At 65.5% G+C, this 21835-nt stretch carries 13 protein-coding genes; 8 read left to right on the forward strand and 5 right to left on the reverse strand.

Annotation, left to right across the window (positions count from 1 at the left end):
• The 6 genes from H145_RS0107340 (at window position 1) to H145_RS0107365 (ending at window position 10174) form a co-directional block, all read left to right on the forward strand.
• A complete protein-coding gene (locus H145_RS0107340; protein ID WP_157541326.1) occupies window positions 1–1287 on the forward strand; it encodes a DUF4097 family beta strand repeat-containing protein in 1287 nt (428 codons plus the stop codon).
• A 191-nt stretch (window positions 1288–1478) separates the two neighbouring features.
• Window positions 1479–4808, forward strand: coding sequence for a toxin-antitoxin system YwqK family antitoxin (locus tag H145_RS0107345; protein ID WP_157541328.1), 3330 nt, complete (start codon window positions 1479–1481; stop codon window positions 4806–4808).
• Window positions 4795–6756 (forward strand): DUF3857 domain-containing protein, encoded by a 1962-nt coding sequence (locus H145_RS0107350; protein ID WP_019947499.1) that lies wholly within the window; start codon window positions 4795–4797, stop codon window positions 6754–6756. Before H145_RS0107345 ends, H145_RS0107350 begins: the two co-directional genes overlap by 14 nt.
• 44 nt (window positions 6757–6800) lie before the next feature.
• Window positions 6801–8774, forward strand: coding sequence for a DUF3857 domain-containing protein (locus H145_RS0107355; protein WP_019947500.1), 1974 nt, complete (start codon window positions 6801–6803; stop codon window positions 8772–8774).
• Window positions 8775–8938: 164 nt separating this feature from the next.
• Window positions 8939–9484 carry a PPC domain-containing DNA-binding protein gene (locus H145_RS0107360; protein ID WP_019947501.1) on the forward strand — a complete coding sequence of 182 codons (546 nt, stop codon included), beginning with the start codon at window positions 8939–8941 and terminating at the stop codon, window positions 9482–9484.
• Between the two features lie 177 nt (window positions 9485–9661).
• Window positions 9662–10174, forward strand: coding sequence for a PaaI family thioesterase (locus tag H145_RS0107365; RefSeq protein WP_019947502.1), 513 nt, complete (start codon window positions 9662–9664; stop codon window positions 10172–10174).
• A gap of 115 nt (window positions 10175–10289) precedes the next feature.
• On the opposite strand, the gene H145_RS22640 is transcribed toward H145_RS0107365, so the two are convergent.
• Both H145_RS22640 and H145_RS0107375 read right to left on the reverse strand, forming a co-directional pair.
• A complete protein-coding gene (locus tag H145_RS22640; RefSeq protein ID WP_169513170.1) occupies window positions 10290–11849 on the reverse strand; it encodes a DNA integrity scanning protein DisA nucleotide-binding domain protein in 1560 nt (519 codons plus the stop codon).
• Between the two features lie 103 nt (window positions 11850–11952).
• The gene (locus H145_RS0107375) at window positions 11953–12750 is read right to left on the reverse strand and encodes an energy transducer TonB (RefSeq protein ID WP_019947504.1); all 798 of its coding nucleotides are present in this window, start codon (window positions 12748–12750) and stop codon (window positions 11953–11955) included.
• A gap of 138 nt (window positions 12751–12888) precedes the next feature.
• Between H145_RS0107375 and H145_RS0107380 the strand changes: the two genes are divergently transcribed.
• Window positions 12889–14859: a MutS-related protein gene (locus H145_RS0107380; protein WP_157541332.1), complete on the forward strand. Its 1971-nt coding sequence runs from the start codon at window positions 12889–12891 to the stop codon at window positions 14857–14859.
• Window positions 14860–14879: 20 nt separating this feature from the next.
• On the opposite strand, the gene H145_RS0107385 is transcribed toward H145_RS0107380, so the two are convergent.
• Together H145_RS0107385 and H145_RS22645 are read right to left on the reverse strand one after the other, a co-directional pair.
• Complete coding sequence (locus H145_RS0107385) at window positions 14880–15287, reverse strand: response regulator (RefSeq protein ID WP_019947506.1); 408 nt, start codon at window positions 15285–15287, stop codon at window positions 14880–14882.
• A gap of 73 nt (window positions 15288–15360) precedes the next feature.
• Window positions 15361–17988 carry a PAS domain-containing protein gene (locus H145_RS22645; RefSeq protein ID WP_019947507.1) on the reverse strand — a complete coding sequence of 876 codons (2628 nt, stop codon included), beginning with the start codon at window positions 17986–17988 and terminating at the stop codon, window positions 15361–15363.
• A gap of 161 nt (window positions 17989–18149) precedes the next feature.
• Here H145_RS22645 and H145_RS0107395 point away from each other — a divergent pair, with 161 nt between their 5' ends.
• Window positions 18150–20309: an FUSC family protein gene (locus H145_RS0107395; protein ID WP_019947508.1), complete on the forward strand. Its 2160-nt coding sequence runs from the start codon at window positions 18150–18152 to the stop codon at window positions 20307–20309.
• Between the two features lie 26 nt (window positions 20310–20335).
• Here the strand turns inward: H145_RS0107395 and H145_RS0107400 are convergent, their stop codons facing one another.
• Entirely contained in the window at window positions 20336–21832 is a 1497-nt protein-coding gene (locus H145_RS0107400; RefSeq protein ID WP_019947509.1) for a M28 family peptidase, read from the reverse strand.
• Between the last annotated feature and the right edge of the window lie 3 nt (window positions 21833–21835).

Genomic DNA, 21835 nt, shown 5'->3' on the forward strand with positions numbered 1-21835 from the left:
ATGCTTCGGTTTCGGATAAATAGCGCCCACGCCAGCCAATTCCGGCTGGCGTTGGTGGCTCTGCTGAGCCTGGCCCTGGGCACCACCCGGGCCCAGGTGCTGGCCCCGGCCGGCCCCGCCGACGCGCATTTCTGCGAGCCGGCGGCCGCGCCGCTGCCCGGGCAGTGGGGGCCGGCGGCGCCCCGCATGAGCGGGGCCCAGACCGCGCCGGCCGACCAGGACCCCACGCCGGGCACCCCCGAGCAAGGGCCGGCCCAGAACGATGGGGCCGCCGCGCCGGCCGTGGAAAAGGTGCGCAAGCTCAGCCGTACCTTCCCCACCAGCCCCACCACGCTCTACACCCTCGACACGCGCTACGGCAAGGTGCAGGTAAACGTGTGGAGCCGCCCCGAAATCCGCACCGACGTTACCATCATCACGAGGGCCGAAACCGACGCCAAGGCCGAGGAGCTGCAGGCCATGATTGCCGTGCAGCTGGTGGGCCGCGACCCGGCTACGGGCGGTATCTCGGCCCGGTCGCGCTTTGGCGAGCTGCCCCGCGAGTGCCGCAGCCAGGTGAAGCTCTACGAAGTGAACTACACCGTGTGGGTGCCGGCCAACAACCCGCTGGCGCTGCACAATGCCTTCGGCGAAATCAGCCTGACCGGCGACCTGACTGGGGCCACCGAACTGGCCGTGGAGTACGGACACCTGCGCACGGCCCGCCTCGAAGGCCCGCGCAACAGCCTGCGGCTGACCAATGCCCGCGCCGCCGTGCCCTACGCCCGCCGGGCCAGCATCGAGGCCTCCTACGCCAAAGTGCGCCTCACCGAGGGCGGCAGCGTGGAGTTGAACAGCAACTATTCGGATATTGATATTGTGCTGGTGCGCGACCTGACCGTGCACAGCAAGTACGGCGACGTGGCCCTGGGCACGGTGCAGAACCTGCGCGGCAGCTCGGGCTACGCCCGCTTCAGCGTGGATAAGCTCAACAGCGCGCTGGATATGAAGGTGCAGTACAGCCCCAGCTTCGAGGTGCGCAACACCGGCCCCAACTTCCGGCAGATTACCGTCGATGGCGGCTACAGCACCATCCTGCTCAACTTCCCTGACGAGGCCGCCTTCGGCTTCGACGTAACCACCGAGCACGGCCAGTTGCTGGTGGATAAACGTCTGGTGAAAGTGGCCTCGGAAGAAAACAGCCCCACTTCCAGCGATACGCAGGGCACATTCGGTACCGCTTCGGCCCGCAATTCCGGCAACGTGAACGTGCGGGTGCGCTACGGCAACGTGAGCTTCAATAAATAAAGGCCGGCTCAGGTCCGCTAACCGGCCGGCAGCGCCCGCTGGCGGGCGGCTTGCGTGAGACTTGAAATAAATAGGATTACGGGTGGGCGTTTGCCTTTTACAAGCCGGCTGAATCCGGTATACTTGTGGAACTATCAAGAGCGCGCCGCGAGGGCGGCGGCGTTCGTGAGGTGTTCTATATAGTGTACTTGATGCGCATTTCTACGTACGGCCTGTGTCTGGGGCTCTGGACCGGCAGCGCCGGTATGGCCCTGGCCCAGCAGGCAACCCCCACCACCAGCGCGGCGCGCCCCGTTAGCACTCTGCCAACTTTTGCCAGTGTTGTGGAGGCGGCGAACCCGCTCTTTGATCAGGGCGATTTTGCCGGTGCCATCCGCGAATATCTGCGGCTGCCTTCCTCCGACTCGGCCTACGTGAGTATGCTGGGCGATTTGTCGCTGGCTTACCTGCGCAACAAGCAGTTTGCCGAGGCCGCCGCCACCAGCCGCCGGGCCATCGAGCTGCGCCAGCACAGTGCCCAGCCGTATCTGGTGCTGGCCGATGCCGAGGAAAACCTCAAAAACGAAGCCGCCACTTTTCAGGCTTACGCCGACGGGCTGCGGCGCTTCCCTTACAGCCAGCCGCTGTATTTCAACCAGGGAGTAAGCTACGACCTGCTGAAGCGGCGGCCCGAGGCGCTGCTGAACTGGCAGCGCAGCCTGGAGCTGAACCCGCTGCACGGGCCCACCCACTACCAGCTGGCCTGGCTGGCGCTGGAGCAGGGCCAGACCGCCCGCGCCCTCATCAGCCTGCTGACGCAGCTGGCCCTGGCCCCCGACCAGGAAAACAGCAACGCAGTGTTGTCGCTGGCCGAGAGTATTGCGGCCGGCGCGATGGAAGTGCCGGAAAAGGACCGCGAAAAGCCGTTCGTGCCCAACCAGGCATTTCAGGAGCTGGATTTGCTGCTGAATTCGCGCGTGGCTATGCGCAAGGAATACACCTCGAAGGTGAAGTTCGACGCCAACATTGTGAAGCAGGCTCAGCTGCTGGTGGAGAAATTTCCGGCCGCCGGCCCGGCCGAAACCGACCTCTGGCTGCGCGCCTACGGGCCGCTGGTGCAGGCCCTGCGCCGCGACGACAACCTGACGGCCTTCACCTACCTCATTCTGTACTCGGCCGACGACAAGCGGGCCGCCAAGTGGGTGGATTCCAATAAGAAGAAAATTGAGCGCATGAGCAAGGATGTGGCTTTGGCCCTGCTGAGCCTGCGCGACCGGCAGCAGGTGGCCGGCCAGCCCGCCGGCACCTACCGGCCGGGCTGGTTTTCGGATGGCGACCTGATAGCTGTGGGGGAGGCCGACAACCAGAACGGCACGTTAACCAACCGCCGCGGCCCCTGGCAGACGGTGGACGGCGCGGGCTGCATCACGGAGGAAGGCAACTACGCGGCCAACAACATGGTGGGGCCCTGGCGCGAGTACTACGCCAACAGTCGCCTGCAGAAGGAGCTCAACTACAACGCCGACGGCAAGCTCGACGGCCGCTACCTGGAGTATTTCAACAACGGGGCGCGCATGGTGGAGGGCACCTATAAGGCCGGCACCATTGTGGGCAAGGCCAACCTGTACCACTACTGCGGCGCGCTGCGCGAAGTCGACCCCTACGAAAACGGCGACATCAACGGCGAAGCGCTGTACTACTACCCCGATGGCAAGCTGCAGCGCCGCTCCGGCTACCGCTCCGATAAGCTCGAAGGCACCTCGATAAACTACTACCCCGATGGCACGGTAGAAACCAAATTCAACTACGTGGCCGGCCAGCGGCAGGGGCCGTTTGAGGTGTTTTACACCACCGGGAAGCTGGAGCGCAAGGGCGGCTACGAGCAGGGCGAGCTGCACGGCGACTACCAGGATTTCCATGCCAACGGCCAGCCGGCCAGCACAGGCCGCTACGACAAAGGCCGGCAGGTGGGCCCCTGGCAGACGTTTTATGCTTCCGGCAAAATCAGTGAAGACCAGACCTTCGACCCCGCCACCGGCGAGCTGCAGGGTACTTACAAAGATTACGATGCTCAGGGCCGCCTCGCTGCGGAAACCGATTATGTGCAGGGCCGGGTGGCCCGGGTGGCGTACTTCGATACGGCCGGCAAGCAACTGAGCCAGACCAAAGTGGCCGCCAAGGGCTCGACCAGCTTTAAGGGGCTGCACCCCAATGGTAAAGTGTCGGTAACCGGCGCCTACCTCGATGGCCAGCGAAACGGCGAGTGGCGCTGGTTCCGGCGCGACGGCAGCCTGAGCATAGTGCGCCGCTACCAGCAGGGCCGGCAGGAGGGCGCCGAGGAGCTGTACACCAGCACCGGCCGGCTGCAGCAGCGCACCAACTACCAGGGCGGCGCGCTGGAGGGACTTTACGAGCTGTTTTTCGACCACGGCCAGCTCCAGCGCACCGGCTTCTACCAGGGCGGGGAGCAGCGCGGTACCTGGCTGGAGTACTATCCCACGGGCCAGCTCAGCCAGGAATACAACCTGGATGGGGAGGACCTGCAGGGCTACACGCGCTACTACACGCCCGGCGGCCAGCTCACGCAGGAACGCTGGCTGCAGTACGACCGGCTCCGCAGCGTGGTGTCGTTCGACTCGACTGGCCGGGTAATCGACCGCCTCAGCATCGAGCCCGACACCAAGGCCCTGACGCTGCGCTACCCCGGCGGCCAGCCCCGCATTGCCAGCGGCTGGCAGTGCTACGAGTACCAGGGCGACGAAAAGTGGCTGCTGCCCAACGGCAAAACCGAAATCAGCACCACCTACTACCAGGGCAAGCGCGAGGGCGCATTCCGGCGCTACCACCCCCTCACGGGCCAGCTGATTGAGCAGGGCCAGTACCGCAGCGGCCAGCCTGATGGCGAGTGGATCCGCTATTATCCGTCGGGCAAAGTAAACGTCAGGACCAGCTACCGGGCCGGCGTGCTTGAGGGAGAGCTGCAGGCGTTCTTCGAGAACGGCCAGCCCGAGCGCGTGGCCCAGTACGCCGGCAACGAGCTCAACGGCTCGCTGCGCGTGTACAACATGAGCGGCGAGCTGCTGCTGGAGAAGGTGTACGAAAACGGCGAATTGCTCGGCTTCCGCGGCGCCAATGCGCCCGCCGGCAGCGCCCTGCAGCCCGCGGCCGCGGCCATCGGCACCAGGTTCGCCAACGGCAAGCCCGCCGCCACCGAAACCTACCAGAAAGGCCAGCTGACCGGCCCGCGCACCTACTACTACAGCTCGGGCCAGGTGTACCGCCGCCTCGAAAACAACGCCGACGGCCAGCTGCACGGTACCATCGTTACCTACTATCCCAACGGCAAAGTGCAGGAAGAAGAACCCTACCGCTTCAGCGAGCTGCACGGCCGCGCCCGCTACTTCCGGCCCGATGGCACCCTGGAGCGCGAGGAAACCTTCCGTTGCGGCGAAAAGGCCGGCCCTACCGTGTACTACGACGCCCAGGGCAAAGCCCTGCGCACCGACCACTACTGGAATGCCCACCTCTATGGAAGCCGCTAAAATTCGTCGTTCGGCTTTCGCTTGCTGGGCGCTGTGGTTGCTGGTGCTGAACGTACCGGCTCTGGCCCAGAACGCGGGGGCACAGTTTGCCCGGCTCCGGCAGCAGTTCCCCACCGAAAAGGCCGTATACCTCGACTACCGCCAGGAGCTGACGGTGGAGGTGAAGGGCGACTCGGTGCAGGTGCTGGCCCGCCACTCCTACGACATGCTGCACCTGGGGCCGCAGTCGGCCCCGTACGCGCCCGACCAGGTGTCCAGCTCCCACTTCAACCGCCTCCAGCGCATCGAGGCCCGCACGCTGCTGCCCGCCGGCAACGGTTACAAGGCCATCAAGGTGAGCGAGTTCAAGGATAAGTTCGACATCCGGCCGGGCATCTTTTTCGATGATACGCGGGTGGTGAAATTCGGCTACCCGGCCGTGGCCCCCGGCGTGCGCACCGTGCTCGACTACACCGTGCGCCACTCCGACGCCCGCTTTCTGCTGCCCTTCCTGTTTGCCAGCCACGTACCCATGCTGCACGCCGAGCTGGTAATCACGGCGCCGCGCACGGTGCGCCTCAACAGCAAGCAATTCAACATTCCGGCGGGCAAAGTCACCTACACCCGTCAGGAAAAGGGCGCCAACGTCATCCACCGCTGGGTGGCCGACAACCTGCCGGCGGCCCCAAGCGAAGCCGACGGGCCCGAAATGCTCTACTACCTGCCCCATCTGGTGTATTTCGTGGAGGAAGCGCAGGTGAACGGGCAGCCGCGCCGGCTGCTGGGTGGCGTGCCCGAGCTGTACAATCTGTACGCGGGCTTCGTGAAAAACCTCGACAAGCAGGAAAGCCCGGCCCTGCGGCAAGTAGTGGACTCGCTCACGGCCGGCGCCCGCACCGAGCCCGAAAAGGTGGCCCGCATCTACTACTGGGTGCAGGACCACGTGCGCTACATTGCGTTCGAAAACGGCCTGCGCGGCTTTATTCCGCACGATGCCGGCCGGGTGTACGCCAACCGCTACGGCGACTGCAAGGACATGGCCAACCTGCTCCACGAGATGCTGCGGCTGGCCGGCGTGAAATCGTACCGCACCTGGATTGGCACCCGCGACCTGCCCTACCGCTACGCCGAGCTGGCCACGCCCGGCGTCGATAACCACATGATAACCACCTACGAGCCCCACCCCGGCCAGTACGTGTTCCTCGACGCCACCAGCAAATACACGCCCTACGGCATGCCCTCGTCCATGATTCAGGGCAAGGATGCGCTGCTGGCCCTCGATGGGGAGCACAGCCGGGTGGTGCCCGTGCCCGTGATGGCCCGCCAGCGCAGCCGCACCGTCGATAGCTCGGTGGTGGTGCTCGATGGCACGGCCGGGCTGCGCGGCCGCGGCCAGCTGGCGCTGAGTGGCTACGCCAAAGTAAACCAGAGCTACGCCCTCGACGGGCTCAACCCCGCCGAAGAAGCCAAGGTGGTGAAAGGCCTGCTGGAGCGCGGCAACAACAAGTTCTTCGTCGACCAGTACGCCGTGCACCACCTCGACGCCCGCGACCAGGCCCTGACCGTGGACTACGACTACCGCCTGCAGGATTACGTGCAGCGGCTCGACGATGAGGTGTACGTCAACCTCAACCTCGACCAGCGCTACAGCGCCGACCGCCTCGACCCCGCCAAGCGCACCCTGGCCCGCGTGAACGACTTCCACCAGACCAACCTGTTCCGCACCGAGTTCGAGGTGCCCGAGGGCTACGAGGTAAGCTACCTGCCGCCCAACGCCGAGGGCCGCGCCGATATGCTGGGCTTTAGCATTCGCTACTCGCGGCAGGGCAACAAAATCATTCAGCAGAAGGAAATCTACGTGGATTACCTGCTGCTCGAACCCGCCCAATTCAACCAGTGGAATACCGTGGTCGACCAGCTCAACGCCGCCTACCGCGACGCCATCATCCTCAAGCGCAAAAAGGCCTGATGGCTGGTTTGCAATCCTTGCGCATCAGTTCCTCTTATCTCTCCGTGAAGACTATTACTACCCCCGCGAGCCGCCTGCTGGCGCTGCTGCTGGTGCTGTTGCCCGCGCTGCTGCGCGCCCAGGCCCTGCCTGCCACCCTTACCCACGCCCGCTACGATTGGCAGGCCCGGCGCAAACCCGCCACGCTTACCGCCACCGAAGCCCAGCAGCCCGCCGTGATGCTGCGCGACTTCCGCAGCGAGGAACTGGCCCTCGATGGCCGGCAGGAAATGCGGCTGTACTCCGTCGACCACCGGATTGTGCGCGTGAACTCTTCCGACGGCATTGAGCGGTTCAACAAAATTTACCTGCCGGTGCAGGAAAACGGCCGCATCGTGCAGCTCAAGGCCCGCACCATCAGCCCCCGGGGCGTGATTGTGGATGTGGCCGAGAGCAACATGAAGGAGCTCAAGGACGAGGACGGCGGCCGCGGCTACAAGGTGTTTGCGGTGGAAGGCGTGGAGAAGGGCAGCGAAATCGAGTACCTGTTCACCCGCGAGCGGCCGGCGCAGTATTTCGGCCGCATTAACCTGCAAAGCGAGGTGCCGGTGCGCGAAATGCGCATCGAGCTCATCACACCCGAGAACCTGACCTACGAAATGTACCGCTACCCCGGCGGCCTGCTGCCCGACACCGTGCAGGACGGCAAGCGCATCATTGGCCTGTCGTTGCGCGATGTGCCGGCGTTGCGCGAGGAGGGCTTTGCCAACGTGGCGGCCCGGCGCCAGCGCCTGGAGTACAAGCTGGCCTACAATGCCAGCCAGGGCCGGCAGCGGGCCTTTACGTGGGCCGATGCCAGCCGCTACCTCTACGAGCAGATTTATCAGTGGAACAAGGATGAGCTGAAGGCCGTGGACAAGCTGCTAAAACAGGCGAAACTGCCCGCCAACCAGCCGCTGCCGGCCCTGGAAAACTACCTAAAAGCCAACTTCCAGCTGGGAACCGAAGGCGGCCCCGACAAGCTGACCGACGTACTAGTCGCTCGCGCCGCCTCCGAAATGGGCTCGGCCCGGCTGTTTGCGGCCCTGATGAGCCGGCTCAACATCGCCAATGAACTGGTGATGACCTCCGACCGCACCGACACGCCCTTCGACGAGGCCTTTGACACCTGGAACTACATCGACCACCCGGTTTTCTTCCTGCCCGCCACCAGGCAGTGGCTGGCTCCCGGCCGCGCCGACTACCGCCTGCCCCTGATTCCGGCCGAGTGGACGGCCAATAAAGGCCTGTTTGTGCGCCGCGTGCAGCTGGGCGCCACCGAAACCGCCGTGGGCACCATCGGCGACATCCCGACGACCACCGCCGACCAGAGCCCGAACGACCTAACCATCGACGTGCAGTTTGCGCCCAACCTCGACAAGAGCACGGTTACTATTCGCCAGACGCTGGGCGGCTATTCGGCGCAGCCCATCCAGCCCTTCCTGGCCTTCGTGCCCGACGATAAGCGGCAGGAGGTGCTCGAAAGCATCGTCAAGAGCAACGTGCCCGATGGCGTGTTCCAGAAGATAAGCGTGACGAACGGCGAAAGTGGCCTGAACCCGCTGGAGAAGCCGTTTATCGTGGATGCTACGCTGGAGTCGGTGGCGCTGCTTGACCGGGCCGGACCCAAATACCTGTTCAAAATCGGGACGCTGCTCGGGCCGCAGTCGGAGCTGTACCAGAGTGAGGAGCGCCAGTACGACGTGGAAAACGAGTTCAACCGCCGCTACAACCGCACCATTACCTTCACGCTGCCCGCCGGTTACCAGGTGCGCAACCTCGCCGATTTGAACATGGACGTGCAGGCCGGCCCCACCGCCGCCGGCCCCGAGTTCCTGTTCAAATCCGGCTACGTGCAGCAGGGCCAGCAGGTCACGGTTACCATCGGCGAGTACTACCGCCAGATTTACTGGCCCAAAGCCGATTTCCAGGCTTTCCGCGAAGTGGTGAATGCGGCGGCTAACTTCAACAAGGTGGTGCTGGTGCTGGAGAAGAAGTAGCTGTAGCACAACTTTAGCGCGAATCTCCGGTTTCGTGCATCGCTGCTGACTTTGTTACGGTGTCGTTCAAGGAAACGCGAAGCTGGAGCTTCGCGCTACAGTCGTGCTGCGGCTCGTGTTATAAAAGCTTTGCGGCTGTTTTCTGCTTGAAACCTTCTTCACTTATGCCCCGTCTGCTACTCGCGGCCCTGCTGCTTTTCGCTGCTTCGGCCGCTGCCCAAACCGCCCCTGCTATGCCCGCTACCGATGCTCCCGCCACCTCGTCGCCGCTGCGCACCTACGCTCTGCGGCTGCGGCCGGGGCAGGATTTGCGGCGCGAGTTGCTGGCTTTCGCGCAGGCGCACAATCTGCAAGCCGCCTGCGTGCTCACGGGCGTCGGTAGCCTGACCACTGCCACGCTCCGGCTGGCCAACCAGGAGGGGCCCAGCGTGTATCAGGGGCATTTTGAAATCGTATCGTTGGTTGGTACGCTTTCGGTAAACGGCAGCCACCTGCACCTGTCGGTGGCCGACTCGACGGGCCGCACGCTGGGCGGGCATTTGCTTGATGGCAATAGCATTTACACCACCGCCGAACTGGTTATCGGCGAGCTGCCGGCCCTGGAATTTCGGCGCGAAACCGATGCTACTTTCGGCTACCAGGAGCTGGTAGTGCGGCCCGCGGCGCCGGATAAGGCGACCAGAAAGCGGCCGGCCGCGCGGAAAAAGTAGCACATCGACGTTGATTGCGGGTGGCCCGAATTTCAGTCCGTAGCTCGACAGCGTTGCCCGGTACGCGTGGCCTGCCGATTAAACCCCGGGCCACATACCGGTCTGCTTGAAACGCCCGTCAAGGAATTTAGTCGGCATGCCGACTAAATTCCGTTTCTTGTAGAAAACCCTATCGTCATGCCCAACCCCACCACGCCCGCCGCGCCCGATTCTGCCCGCCTCGAAAAATTCCGGCGCGACATCAGCAATCCGCTGAAGCTGAAGCTGTTCATGCTGCGCAGGCTGCCGATGGCCTACCTGGCCGGTCTGCGCGTGGCTGAAGTGCGGCCGGAGCAGTGCACCATCACGGTGCCCTACAAGTATCTGACCCAGAATCCGTTTAAAAGCATCTACTTTGCCTGCCTGAGCATGGCGGCCGAAATGGCCAGCGGCCTGCTGGCTATGATGCACGTGCAAAGCGGCGCGCCGGTATCGATGCTGGTGGTGGGCCTGGAGGCCGATTTCACCAAGAAAGCCGTGGGCCTCATCCGCTTCACCTGTCCCGATGGCGCCGCCATCGGCCAGGCCATTGCCGAAAGCCGCGCCACCGGCGAAGGCCGCACGGTAGTGGCCACCAGCACCGGCGTCGATGAAGCCGGTGACCCGGTAGCCGTTTTCCGGGTTACGTGGTCGTTTCGGGCGAAGGGGTGAACCCGTCTGTCATCCTGAGCTTGCGAAGGACCTTATCACGCAAAAACTGCCTTAACAATGGCGTTCTAGCGTGATAAGGTCCTTCGCAAGCTCAGGATGACAGCATCACTTACCGCTATTCCTCGCGCAAACTCTCCTTCGTAATGACGTCCATCAGGCCGTCTTCGCTCACGACGATGGCCAGGCAGGGGTAAGGGCTGCTTTCGACGTAGCGGATGGCCGAGTTGTAGCGGGCGCCGCGGGTGCTGGTGCCGCGGCCGGTGGCCTTGCCGTCCAGAATCACGCCGATGGAGTAGCAGTAGCCTTCCGGGTCGAGGAGCACAGCCCCGTCGATGGCCGTGACGAGGCGGGTGATGAGCGGGGTGAGCGGCACGGGCTCGATGAGCGTGCATTGCATTTTCAGGCGGTCGGCTTCGGCCAGCGCCTCGGTGGTGATGACGAGCAGCGTGCCGTGCTTCTGGCGGCTGGCTTCGAGCACCACATCCCAGAGCTTTTCGATTTTGGCGGCCTCCACCAGCTGGAACGTGCGGCGCAGGTCGCGGCGGAACTTGGTGCGGTTGAGGCGGGCGCGGGGCAGGCTGGGGTGGCCGTAGTGGGCGCGCATCAGCACCTGCCCGCCGTGCTGAAACTCCCAGGCGTAGTGCGTAATGAAGCTGATGACGAACAAATCTTCGCGGGCGGCATCGTACTGACCCACCTGCCGGCCCAGGGCGTACACGTTTTCGCCGTCGGCCAGCAAACTCACGTCGGCGGTGGTCATTTCGAGCAGCTTGCGTACGGCCCGGTAGTCGGTGAGCGGGGTGGGGCAGGTGAGGGCAAACACCTCGGTCAGGTTGGGGTGGCCGCGGCGGGCCAGCAGCAGCTTGCCCACGCCTTCGGCCCCTTCGTAGCGCAACGACGAGATGGTGTTGCAGGTGGCAAACAGCTTGGTAGCCACCGGGTTCATGCCCATGTCCTGGGCCGGCGTGTCCATGAACAGCTTGCCCGCCGAGCGGATAATCTCGTCGGTGTCGCGCGGGCGGATGAGCAGGCCCGAACCCGGCTCCGGCTCGGTCAGCGACTTGATGCAGTCTTCGTTGAAGCGCAGAATGGCCGCCTGAATCAGCGAGTGGGGCAGCTGGCGGCCGTCGGTGTAGAAGCGGTTGGGCTGCAGCGAAGGGTAGCTGTTGTACACCTTGCGGTTGAGCCGCAGCACCGGCATCACAGCAAACCGACCAATTTGGGCGGGCCAGCCGGCGAAGGACAGGCGCTTGGCGGTGGCATCGAGCTCGTCGAGCACTTCCTGCACCGCCAGCCGCACACCCCGGCCGAACTGCTTGCGGCGCTGCATATCCTCGCTTTCGATGTCGGGGTCGGTCAGCTGCCAGTTGTGGGCCAGCTGCAGCGCGTGGCCCCGTTCCAGCACCCGCGCAAAGTGGTGGGCGGACAGCGTGCCGTCGGCGGGCTCAAACTCGGCAGCCGCCGGCAGCTCCCCGTCGTCCAGACCCACGGCATCCATTGGCAACGCCAGCAGGTACACATAGGGGTCGAGGTCTTCGTCGAGGGCATCGAAGAGGCCGGTAGCCACCTTCTGGGCCGCCTGCCTAAACCGCGCCTGGTAGGGCCAGATGGAGAAGCTGCTGGGCAGCGGCAAAGGCGTACCAAAGGCAACGGGCGGGGCAGAAAGCAGGGGCAAAGGGGATAACATGGAGCAGGGAAGGAGGCAGGAGTAGGTATTCGGGAGCAGTTATCAGGGAAGTGACGACCCCTTATGGGCAGCTACCCGACAACGGTTGGGCTTATAACGAGAATACAACCGGCAACACCATCTTTTGCTTTACCGGCTGGCCTTTATAGAGGGCCGGCTCCCACTTGGGCGCCGCCTTCAGCAGCCGGATGGCCTCCTCATCCAGCCCCGAGCCCAGCCGCTTGATTACCTTGACATCGTTGAGCGAGCCGTCTTTTTCTATCACGAACTCCATCATCACCTTGCCATCCACTTTGCGCTGCAGGGCCAGGGCTGGGTATTTCTGGTTGGTCTGAATCCACTCGAAAAAGGCCTCGGTGCCGCCCACCGGCCGGGCCGGGCGGTCGGCAGTAACTACCTGGGTGGTGCCGCCGGCCGCCGCGCCAGCTGAAGCCGGAGTAACCGCCGGAGCCGCCGCTGCTTCGCCCGGAATCTGGAATGTGATGGGCACCTGCTGGCTTTGGCGCACCACGCCGCCGCGGTGGCGGGCGGGCGTCCAGCGCGGGGCGGCTTTAATGAGGCGCACGGCTTCGGCATCGAGCAGGGCGTTGCCGGGCTGGGCCACGGCCACGTCGGAAAGCGAGCCGGTTTTCTCGACCACGAACTTCACCACTACCGTGCCCTGGGCGCCGGCCTGCAAGGCGGCCGTGGGGTATTGCTGGTTGTCGGAGAGGTATCGGGCGAAGGCTTCCACGCCACCGGCGGGCAGGGCGGGCTGCTCCACGGCGTCGTAAATGGCGTTGGCAGCCGGGGCTTTGGGGTACTTGAGCTTCTGCTGGGCGGCGGCCGGCGCAAGGGCGGCGGCGCTCAGCACGGCGACCAGGAAAAGCGAATGAGCAGACTTTTTCATAGAAGTAAGGCAGGACGGAAAGCGGGCGCCCGGTACAACAACCGTACCCGCCGCCCTTCAAGTTCGGCATTTTGGGTGGGAACGGTGGTTTTAAGGGAAAGAGTAAGAAGCCACCTGTCATCCTTCGCTCCGCTCAGGATGACAGTATCTTTGCTCAATATCTCATCAGCCCGCCACCCCATTTGCCCCGACGTGTCCGATTTCCGACAGCTGACTATTGACCCCGCCGACCTCTTCCAGGAAAACCTGACCCAGCACACGGCCCGGGAGGCGCACTTTGCCGGGCGGCACCGGACGGTGGCGCTGGTGCGGCTGGCCGTGTTTCTGGCCGCCGCGGCCGGCATCTGGGCGCTGCTGAGCGCGGGCCAGACGGCCGCCGCGCTGGGGCTGGGCCTGGGGGCCTACCTGGTGTTCATCGGGCTGGTGCGCTGGCACGATGCCGTGGGCTACCGCCGCGAGCATCACCGGCTGCTGGCCCAGCTCAACCAGGATGAGCTGGCCCGGCTGGCCGGCAAGCTGGCCGGCTTCGACCCCGGCCGCCGCTACCTCGATGCCCAGCACCCTTATGCCGCCGACCTCGACGTGTTCGGCGACCATTCGCTGTTTCAGCTGCTCAACCGCAGCACCTCGCGGCTGGGGCAAGACTGGCTGGCGGGCTGGCTGCTGGCCCCGGCGGCGCCCGAAACCGTGCTGGAGCGGCAGCAGGCCGCCGCCGAGCTGGCCCCCGAAGTGCAGTGGCAGCAGGAGTGGCAGGCCCGCGCCCGGCACTACCCACGCCAGGAAACCGACCCGCGCCAGTTTGCCGGCTGGCTGCGTGAGCCCGATTTTTTCGTGGGCCGCGGCTGGGTGCTGCCGCTGCTGGGGCTGGTGCCGCTGCTGAGTCTGGCGGGCGTGGGGCTGATGCTCGGCGGCTACGGCGCCCAGTGGCTGCTGCTGTTGCTGCCCGCAGTGGCGCTCAATGGCGCTTTCGGGCAGGTGCGGGCCCGCTACTACGAGCACGCCACCACCATGCGCGACGCACTGCGGGCCGCCCACGACCAGCTGGAACACTTCGAGGGCGGCACCTGGCAGAGTCCGGCGCTGCAGCGGCTGCACCGCACCCTGCACGACACCGGCAACACCGCCGCGGCCCGGCTGCTGAAACGGCTGGCGGGCATTGCCGGCTGGTTTTCGGCCCGCCAGAACCCGGCCGTGGCGGGCGCGCTGAACACGCTGTTGCTGTGGGACCTGTGGGGCATCTGGCAGCTGGAACGCTGGAAGCGTCGTATCAGCGGGGGGCTGGAGCCGCTGCTCGAAGCGGCGGCCGAGCTGGACGCGCTGGTAAGCCTGGGCGCCTTCCGGGCCGCCAACCCCACTTTTGCCGCGCCCGATTTGTCGGCCCCGGCCCTCACCGTGGAAGCCACCGGCCTGGCCCACCCGCTGCTGTTCGGCGGCGAGGGCGTGCGCAACGGCTTCGGCATGGCCGGCCTGGGGCAAACCGTTATTGTAACGGGCTCGAACATGGCCGGCAAAAGCACGTTTCTGCGCACCGTGGGCCTGAATCTGGTGCTGGCCCAGGCCGGCGCGGTAGTGGCGGCCGGCACGTTCCGCTGCGGCCCCGCCCAGGTGTTCACCGCCATGCGCAGCCACGACAACCTGGCCGAAAGCACGTCCTCGTTCTACGCCGAGCTCAAGCGCCTGCGCCTGCTGCTGGATATGACCGAAGTAAAGCAGACGGACCCGCAATCCGTGTCATCGGCCACCGCGCCAGCCACGGCTTCGGCCAGCGGCCTAAGCGCTCAAAACGAAGTGCAAAGTACTATCCCGGTGTTCTATCTGCTTGATGAGATTCTGAAGGGCACCAACTCGGCCGACCGGCACCGCGGGGCGCGGGCCTTGGTGTTTCAGCTGCGCGAGCGGGCGGCCAGCGGCCTCATCAGCACCCACGATCTGGAGCTGGCCGCCCTCGAAACCGACCTGCCCGCGCACGTACGCAACGTCAGCTTCAACTCCTACCTCAACCCCGACGGCACCCTGCGCTTCGATTACCACCTCACGCCCGGCGTCTGCCGCTCCTTCAACGCCAGCCAGCTCATGCGCCTGATGGGCATTGCGGTGGGGGAGGACTGAGGACGCTGAACCCTGAGTTTCTAGCTGCCCAACTGCCGCTGGAAATGGAGCTGCAGCAGGTTATCAACTTTTTCTTTGGTGAGCGGCTTGCTGACCAGGCCGGCAATGGAAAGCTCGTCGAGGCGGCCCAGGTCGCGGGCGTCCATGGTGGTGGTGAGCATCACGACGATGGTGGCCCCGCGCTGCTCGGCGGGCAGCTGCCGGTAGGCCTCCAGAAACTGGATGCCGCTCATGCCGGGCATATTCACATCGAGCAAAATGAGCGCGGGCGCGTCGGGCGCGTTGCGGGCCAGCAGGTCGAGGGCCGCATTGCCGCTTTCGGCCACCAGTACGCGCTCAGTTACGTCGAGCTTTTTAATCAGCAGCTCGTTGAGGAAGTTGTTGGTCTGGTCGTCGTCAATCAGCAGAACACTCGGTAGCTTTTGCATATCTTCTTTGGTTTTTAATTGCTGATTGTCAGACGGCAAGCGCGTTGAGCTGGCAAATGAACTGACAACGAAGCTACTCGGTGGCGGGTAAATATACGGTGAAGGTGGTGCCCACATTCAGCTCGCTGCTTACCTCGATGCGGCCGCCGGCGTTTTCCACGATTTTCTTCACCATGTAGAGGCCCACGCCCGAGCCGGGCACGTGGTTGTGCAGCCGCCGAAACAGCTGAAACAGCTCCAGACGCTGGGTTTCGCTCAGGCCCAGGCCGTTGTCGTGCACTTCCAGCACCACGTGCCGGCCCACGTGGCGGCAGTGCAGGCGCACGTGCGGCGGGCGCTGGGGCGTGCGGTATTTGATGGCGTTGCTGAGCAGATTATACACTACCGAGCGCAGGTTTTTGGCCGAAAACTGCACCGTCGGGCAGCCTTCGAGCTCGGTTTCCAGCGTGGCGGCGGCGGCGGCCAGCTCGGGCGCCATGTCGAGGCGCACGGCCTCCACCAGCGCGGGCAGGTCGACGGCTTCGGCCGGCTGGCCAACAGTGCTCTGCTGCAGCCGCGACACGTCGGTGAGGTGGGCCAGGGTTTGCTGGAAGCGGCCTACGGCGTCCTCCATCATCGTCAGCAGCTGAGGCACGGGCTCCTGGGCGCGGGCCTCGGCGGGCAGGTGGTCGCGCAGGGCCAGCAGCAGGCCCTCCACGTTGGTAATGGGCGATTTTAAGTCGTGCGAGGCCGAATACACGAACGTGTCGAGGTCGGCATTGGTGCGGCTGAGGCGGTGGTTGGTGTCGGCCAGCTGCTGGTTGGTGGCCTGCATTTCTTCGTTGATGGCGGCCAGCTGCTCGTTGAGCTGCTGCACCTGCTGGCGGGCCACCACCTGGTCGGTTACCTCGGTGCCGATGGCCACCAGGCCGCTGATGGCACCGGTTTCGTTGCGCAGGGCCTGGAAAGCAAAGTTGAAATAGCCCAGCGGAGGAAGCCCGGTATGGGCCCGGTCGAGGTCGACGGCCCGCTCGTTGATAAAAACCGTTTCGCCGGTTTGCACTACGCCCATCAGCAGTTCCTCGAAGCCCTGCCCCACGGTGGATGGCACGGCCTCGAAAAAGGGGCGGTCGAGCACCTGCTCCGGCGTGCGGCCCCACAGCTGGCACATGGCTTGGTTGGCCAGTTCAACCTGCAGCCCAAGGCCGCGCATAATTACGATGGGCACCGGCACCTGCTCGAAAATGGTTTGCAGCTCGCGCTGGCGGACTTCCCGCTCGCGGCGGGCCAGCACCCGCTCGGTTACCTCAATGGCAAACACCTGCACGCCGCGCACCTGCTCGCGGCCATCGAACAGCGGCTGGGCCGTGATATCGAAGTAGTGCGGCCGGCCCGGCTCGCGCTCCAGCTCAACCGGCGTTTCGCGGGTCAGCAGCGGCTGGCCGCTGGCGTACACGTTATCCAGTAGCGGCAGCAAGCCCTGGGTGGTCATTTCGGGCAGGTGGTCGGCGGCCGCTTCGCCCAGCCGGGCCCGCCCGCCCGCCAGTGCCTGGAAGTGTTCGTTGAAGAAAGTGAAGCGATGCTCGGGGCCGCTGAAGGTGACGATAATGGCCGGCACCTGCCCCAGAATGCGGGCCAGCAGCTCCTGCTGCAGGCGGGCCTGGCCGCGCTGGTGCTCGGCTTCGGCCAGGGCCCGCTCTACCTCGGCGGTGCGCCGCTGCACGCGGCCCTCCAACTCCTCATTGAGGCACTGCAACTCCAGCTGCGTGTCGAGCAGGCGCAGGTTGGTGCTCTGGAACTCCTCGTTGGCGGCCAGCAGCTCCTCGTTGATGGTGGCCAGCTCCTGGTTGAGGTCCTGTACCTTTTGGCGGGCAAGCACGTGCTCCGTCACGTCAGTGGCAATATTGACGACACCCAGCACCTGGCCCTCGGGCCCGTAGAGCGGCTGATAAACGAAGTTGAAATAATGGGTTTCCAGGCGGCCGCCGGGCTGGCGCAGCAGTGCGGGCGTTTCCTGGCCCACCAGCGGTACCTGCGTGCGGGCTACCTCGCGCAACTGCTCATCAAAGCCCTGCCCCTGCAGCTCGGGCACGGCCACCAGCAGGGGCCGGCCCAGCACCTCGGCCGGCGCATACCCCCAGATGGTACACATCAGGTCATTGGCCGCACTCACCACGCAGTCGTCGCCCTGAAACAGCGCAATGGCCACGGGGGCCTGGGCAATGAGCCCCTGTAGCAGATTGCGCTCGGTTTCGGCGGCGGCGCGGGCCTGCTGCTCGGCCCGCTGGCTCTGGCGCAGCGCCTCCTCCATGTGGGTGCGCGGAGTGTCGTTATCGTCGGCAATGCTGACAACCAGCAGCGGGCCCTGGCGGCGGGCCACCACCCGAAAGTAGCCGTCGATGCCGTCGTACTGGTAGTTGAAGTGCTCCTGGCAGCAGGTGCCCGACAAAAAGGCGTCGCGGTAAAAAGTGAAAATACCGGTTGCCAGGCCCGCATGCGGGTAGCTGCCAAGCAGGCTGAGGGTGGGCTGCTCGGGCTGCCCGAGCAGCCGCTGGGCGGCCGAGTTGAGGTAGTCGAAGAGGAAGTTGACGATGCTACCCTCGCCGTTGAAAACCGGCCGCATGAGTATAATACCGGTCTGCGACACTTCGAACAGAGTGTGCAGCAGCTCATCGGCCGCTGGGGCATCGGCAGGCAGCGTCGGAGTCTTCTCTTCGGCCATAAAGCAAGCAGAACAAAAAGTGAGGGGCCGAAGATACCCGCTGGCGGGCACATTACCGCGGTTGCCGAGGCGGAATCCGGGCGGGGCGTTGCAACTTGCGCCTGGGCCACCGGGCTGCCACCAAAGGCCGCGCGCCCACCGAACCTCGCTTGTCGCCGCCTATGTCTGCTAGCCGCACCCGCCAGCTGCGCTATTTTTTTTCGAGCCAGGAGTTTTCCGACGGCCTGCGCACCACCCTGGCCGTGCTGCTGCCGGGCCTGGTGCTGGGGCTGCTGGGCCAGTTGCAAGCCGGCGTTACCATGTCGGTGGGGGCGCTGTGCGTGAGCCTGACCGACACGCCCGGCCCGCCGCTGCACAAGCGCAACGGCGGCCTCGCGGCGGTGGTCTTAACGGGCCTGATGGCGCTGCTGGCCGGGTTTCTGCACCCGTATCCGTGGCTGCTGGGGGCGCTGGTGGTGGCGGCCAGCTTCTGGTTTACCATGCTGCTGGTGTACGGCAACCGGGCCGGGGCCGTGGGCACGGCGGGGTTGCTGGTCATGATTCTCATGCTTGACAAGCCCCTGCCGCCCGACCTCGTGCTGTCGTATGCGGCCCTGGTGGTGGCGGGCGGGCTCTGGTACCTGGCTTTGGCGCTGGCCCTCAACCGGCTGCGGCCCTACCGCGAGGCGCAGCAGGGCCTGGGCGATGCCGTGCTGGCCGTGGCTGATTTTCTGCGCCTGAAGGCCGAATTCTACCGCCGCGGCACCAATCTGGAGGATGCCTACCGCCGCCTGGTGGCCCAGCAGGTGCGCGTGAGCGAAAAGCAGGACAGCCTGCGCGAGCTGCTGTTCAAAACCCGCCAGCTGGTCAGCGAGTCGTCGGAAAACGGGCGCCGGCTGGTGCTCACGTTCGTCGACCTGGTCGACCTCTACGAGCAGATTACCATTACCAGCTACGACTACGCCGAGCTGCACCGCCGCTTTGGCGCCAGCGGCGTGCTCGATGCGTTTGCGATGGAAATTGACGCGCTGGCGGCCGAGCTGGAGCACGTGGGCTTTGCCATCCAGGGCAACTACGCCTACCGCGCCGCTAACCCCGACCTGCTGGCCGGCCTCAACCAGCTCAAGGCCCGCCTCGATGCCCGCGAAGCCGACCCCGCCCAGCCCGGCTCGGTGCTGCCGCTGCGCAAGGTGCTCGTGAATCTGCGCAACCTCGTGGGCCGCCTCCAGGACATGCAGGGCTACTTCGCCGAGGCCACCGCGCCCCTGCTCACGCTGCAAGCCAACGGCACCACCGGGCAGGAGCTCGACCGGTTTGTGGCTCATCAGCAGTTCACGTGGCGCCATCTCACGGGCCAGCTCACCATGCGCTCGGGCATTTTCCGGCACGCGCTGCGCATGCTGGTGGCCTCACTGATTGGCTTTCTCATCACCGAAATGCTGGCCGGCCACCACGGCTACTGGGTTCTGATGACCATCACCTACATGCTCAAGCCGGCCTTCAGCCTCACCAAGCAGCGCAACCAGCAGCGGATCCTGGGCACGCTCATCGGCGGGGTGCTCGGGGCCGTGATGCTCTGGCTGATTTCCGACCGGCTGCTGCTGCTGGCCCTGATGGTGGGGTTTATGGTGGTGTCGTTCAGCTTCGCCCGCCTCAACTACCTGATTACGGTTGTGTTCATGACGCCGTTCGTGCTCATCCTGTTCAGCTTGCTGGGCCACGGCTACGTGCGGGTGGTGCAGGAGCGCATTTTCGATACGGCGCTGGGCTGCGGCATTGCCTTTGCCGTGGGCTACCTGCTGTTTCCGCGCTGGGAATCGGACCAGCTGCAGGGCTACCTGCGGCCGGTGCTGCAGGCCAACCTGCGCTACCTGCGCACGCTGCAGCAGGCACTGCTGGGCTCGCCCGTGGCCCTGCTCGACTACAAGCTGGCCCGCAAGGAGGTGTACGTGAGCTCGGCCAACCTGGGCGCGGCCTTCCAGCGGATGCTTTCGGAGCCCCGCACCAAGCAGCGCCACCCCTCGGAGGTGCATGAGCTGGTGGTGCTCAACCATGTGCTGGCGGCCAACGTGGCGGCTATTACCTCGGCGCTGGTGGCCGGCGAGCTGCGCCCCGGCGTGTCGGCGGCGGGGCTGAAAGCGCTGCGCCAGGCCCAGCAGCAGCTCGGGCGTGGCCTGCTGCGCCTCGGCGAACCCGAAGCGGAGCCGCCCGCGCCCGACGAGCTGCCACCTGCCGCCACGCCCACTGCCGGCCCCGACGACGGCCAGCTCGGCGAGCAGCTGGAGTTCATCCACAAACTCAGCGGCGACATCAACCGGCTGGCCGAAACGGTGGCGGGATAAGTTGGTGACTCTGTGAAGAAGGGGGCTTACCGCTCCAGCCTGAAGCCCGGCTCGCGGGCCGGCGGGGCCGGGCGGTTGGCTACGGCCCAGCCGGTCAGGTACAGCCACTGCGTCATGCGCAGCAGTTTAGCGTAATCGATGGTGGCGGGCTCGTCGCGGGGCGTGTGATAGTCGGGGTGCAGCAGCGAGGTGAACATAACGGCCGGTATGCCCAGGCGGGCGTAGGGCAGGTGGTCGGAGCGGAAGTACCAGCCTTCGGGGTGGGTGGCCTTGTCCCACTCGGTGTCAAGCTTGAACTTGGGGCCGGCCTGATTGGCATTGAGCGCCATTTTTACGAGCTCCGAGGAGTTCAGGTGGGGCGGGGTGGAACCCAGCAGCGCGGCCGAGTCGGGGGCGTTGCGGCCCATCATTTCGGCGTTGAGCACGGCCACAATGCTGGCCGCGGGCACGGTGGGCTTGTTGGAAAAGTAGCGCGAGCCCAGCAGTCCGCGCTCTTCGGCCCCGTGGTACACGAACAGGGCCGAGCGCTTAGCCGGCTGCTGCCTGAAGGCCCGCATCACGGCCAGCAGGGCCGCGCAGCCAGTGGCGTTGTCGTCGGCGCCGTTGTAAATCGAGTCGCCCGCTACCGGGGCGCGCACGCCGTCGTGGTCCTGGTGGGTGCTGAAGAGCACGTATTGGTTCTTGAGCTGGGCGTCGGTGCCGGGCTGTTTGGCCACGATGTTCACCGACGGATACAGGAACGTTTCGGCCCGCAAATCGGCCGTAAATTCCTGGCCCGACTTGCTGAGGGCCGCGGCCTCCGTCATCGGCAGCCACACCACCGGCACCTGCCCGGCCACCAGCTTCAACGATTCGTCGGCGGGCAAGCCGTAGCGGCCGCGCTCAAAAATGTGGCTCCAGTGCTCGTAAATCGCTTGCGCCTTGTCGTCCGACACGAATACCACGGCTACTGCGCCGGCCCGGGCCAGCTCGGCGGCCTGCTCGCGCAGCTTGCCAAACAGGTAGCGCCGGTAGCTGATGCCGTCGGTGGGCTCGCCCGAAAGCTGCACGGCCACCGCTTTGCCCTTGATTTTGGCCTTAGCTACCTCGGCCGGCGTGCCCGTGCCCACAAACACCAGCCTGGCCTTCAGCTGGGCATCTACGGGCGCTACCACCACGGCATCGTGCCCCGGCCGCAACGCCCGCCCCCCGATGCTGAGGGTGCTGGCGGGCGTGAGGCGGGTGCGCCGCAGGTTGAACCACTGGAAAAACGTGCCGTCGTCGCCGGCCGGCTGCATGCCGATGGCGCGCATCTGCTCGGCCAGCCAGCTGGAGGCCCGCAACTCGTCGAGCGTGCCCGCCTCCCGGCCCCGGTATTTGTCGCCGCCCAGCGCAAACAGGTCGCGCTTTAGGTCGGTTTGCTTAATGGCCGATTCGGCGTTCTTAACCGGGTTGGCTGGGGACGAGCGCCGCTGCTGGGCCGGGGCAGCAGTGGCGGCCAGCAGCAGGCCGGCGAGTAGCAGGGCGGGTAGGCGTGGCATCATCGG

This window comes from Hymenobacter aerophilus DSM 13606 (genome assembly GCF_000382225.1).
Lineage (GTDB): Bacteria > Bacteroidota > Bacteroidia > Cytophagales > Hymenobacteraceae > Hymenobacter > Hymenobacter aerophilus.

What these genes read in the sequence shown, in the direction of transcription:
- H145_RS0107360 (WP_019947501.1), top strand. Translation starts at nt 8,939, where the DNA reads ATGCCCCGTCTGCTACTCGCGGCCCTGCTGCTTTTCGCTGCTTCGGCC.
- H145_RS0107380 (WP_157541332.1), top strand. Translation starts at nt 12,889, where the DNA reads ATGACAGTATCTTTGCTCAATATCTCATCAGCCCGCCACCCCATTTGC.
- H145_RS0107395 (WP_019947508.1), top strand. Translation starts at nt 18,150, where the DNA reads ATGTCTGCTAGCCGCACCCGCCAGCTGCGCTATTTTTTTTCGAGCCAG.
- H145_RS0107340 (WP_157541326.1), top strand. Translation starts at nt 1, where the DNA reads ATGCTTCGGTTTCGGATAAATAGCGCCCACGCCAGCCAATTCCGGCTG.
- H145_RS0107385 (WP_019947506.1), bottom strand. Translation starts at nt 15,287, where the DNA reads ATGCAAAAGCTACCGAGTGTTCTGCTGATTGACGACGACCAGACCAAC.
- H145_RS0107345 (WP_157541328.1), top strand. Translation starts at nt 1,479, where the DNA reads ATGCGCATTTCTACGTACGGCCTGTGTCTGGGGCTCTGGACCGGCAGC.
- H145_RS0107365 (WP_019947502.1), top strand. Translation starts at nt 9,662, where the DNA reads ATGCCCAACCCCACCACGCCCGCCGCGCCCGATTCTGCCCGCCTCGAA.
- H145_RS22645 (WP_019947507.1), bottom strand. Translation starts at nt 17,988, where the DNA reads ATGGCCGAAGAGAAGACTCCGACGCTGCCTGCCGATGCCCCAGCGGCC.
- H145_RS0107400 (WP_019947509.1), bottom strand. Translation starts at nt 21,832, where the DNA reads ATGATGCCACGCCTACCCGCCCTGCTACTCGCCGGCCTGCTGCTGGCC.
- H145_RS0107375 (WP_019947504.1), bottom strand. Translation starts at nt 12,750, where the DNA reads ATGAAAAAGTCTGCTCATTCGCTTTTCCTGGTCGCCGTGCTGAGCGCC.
- H145_RS0107350 (WP_019947499.1), top strand. Translation starts at nt 4,795, where the DNA reads ATGGAAGCCGCTAAAATTCGTCGTTCGGCTTTCGCTTGCTGGGCGCTG.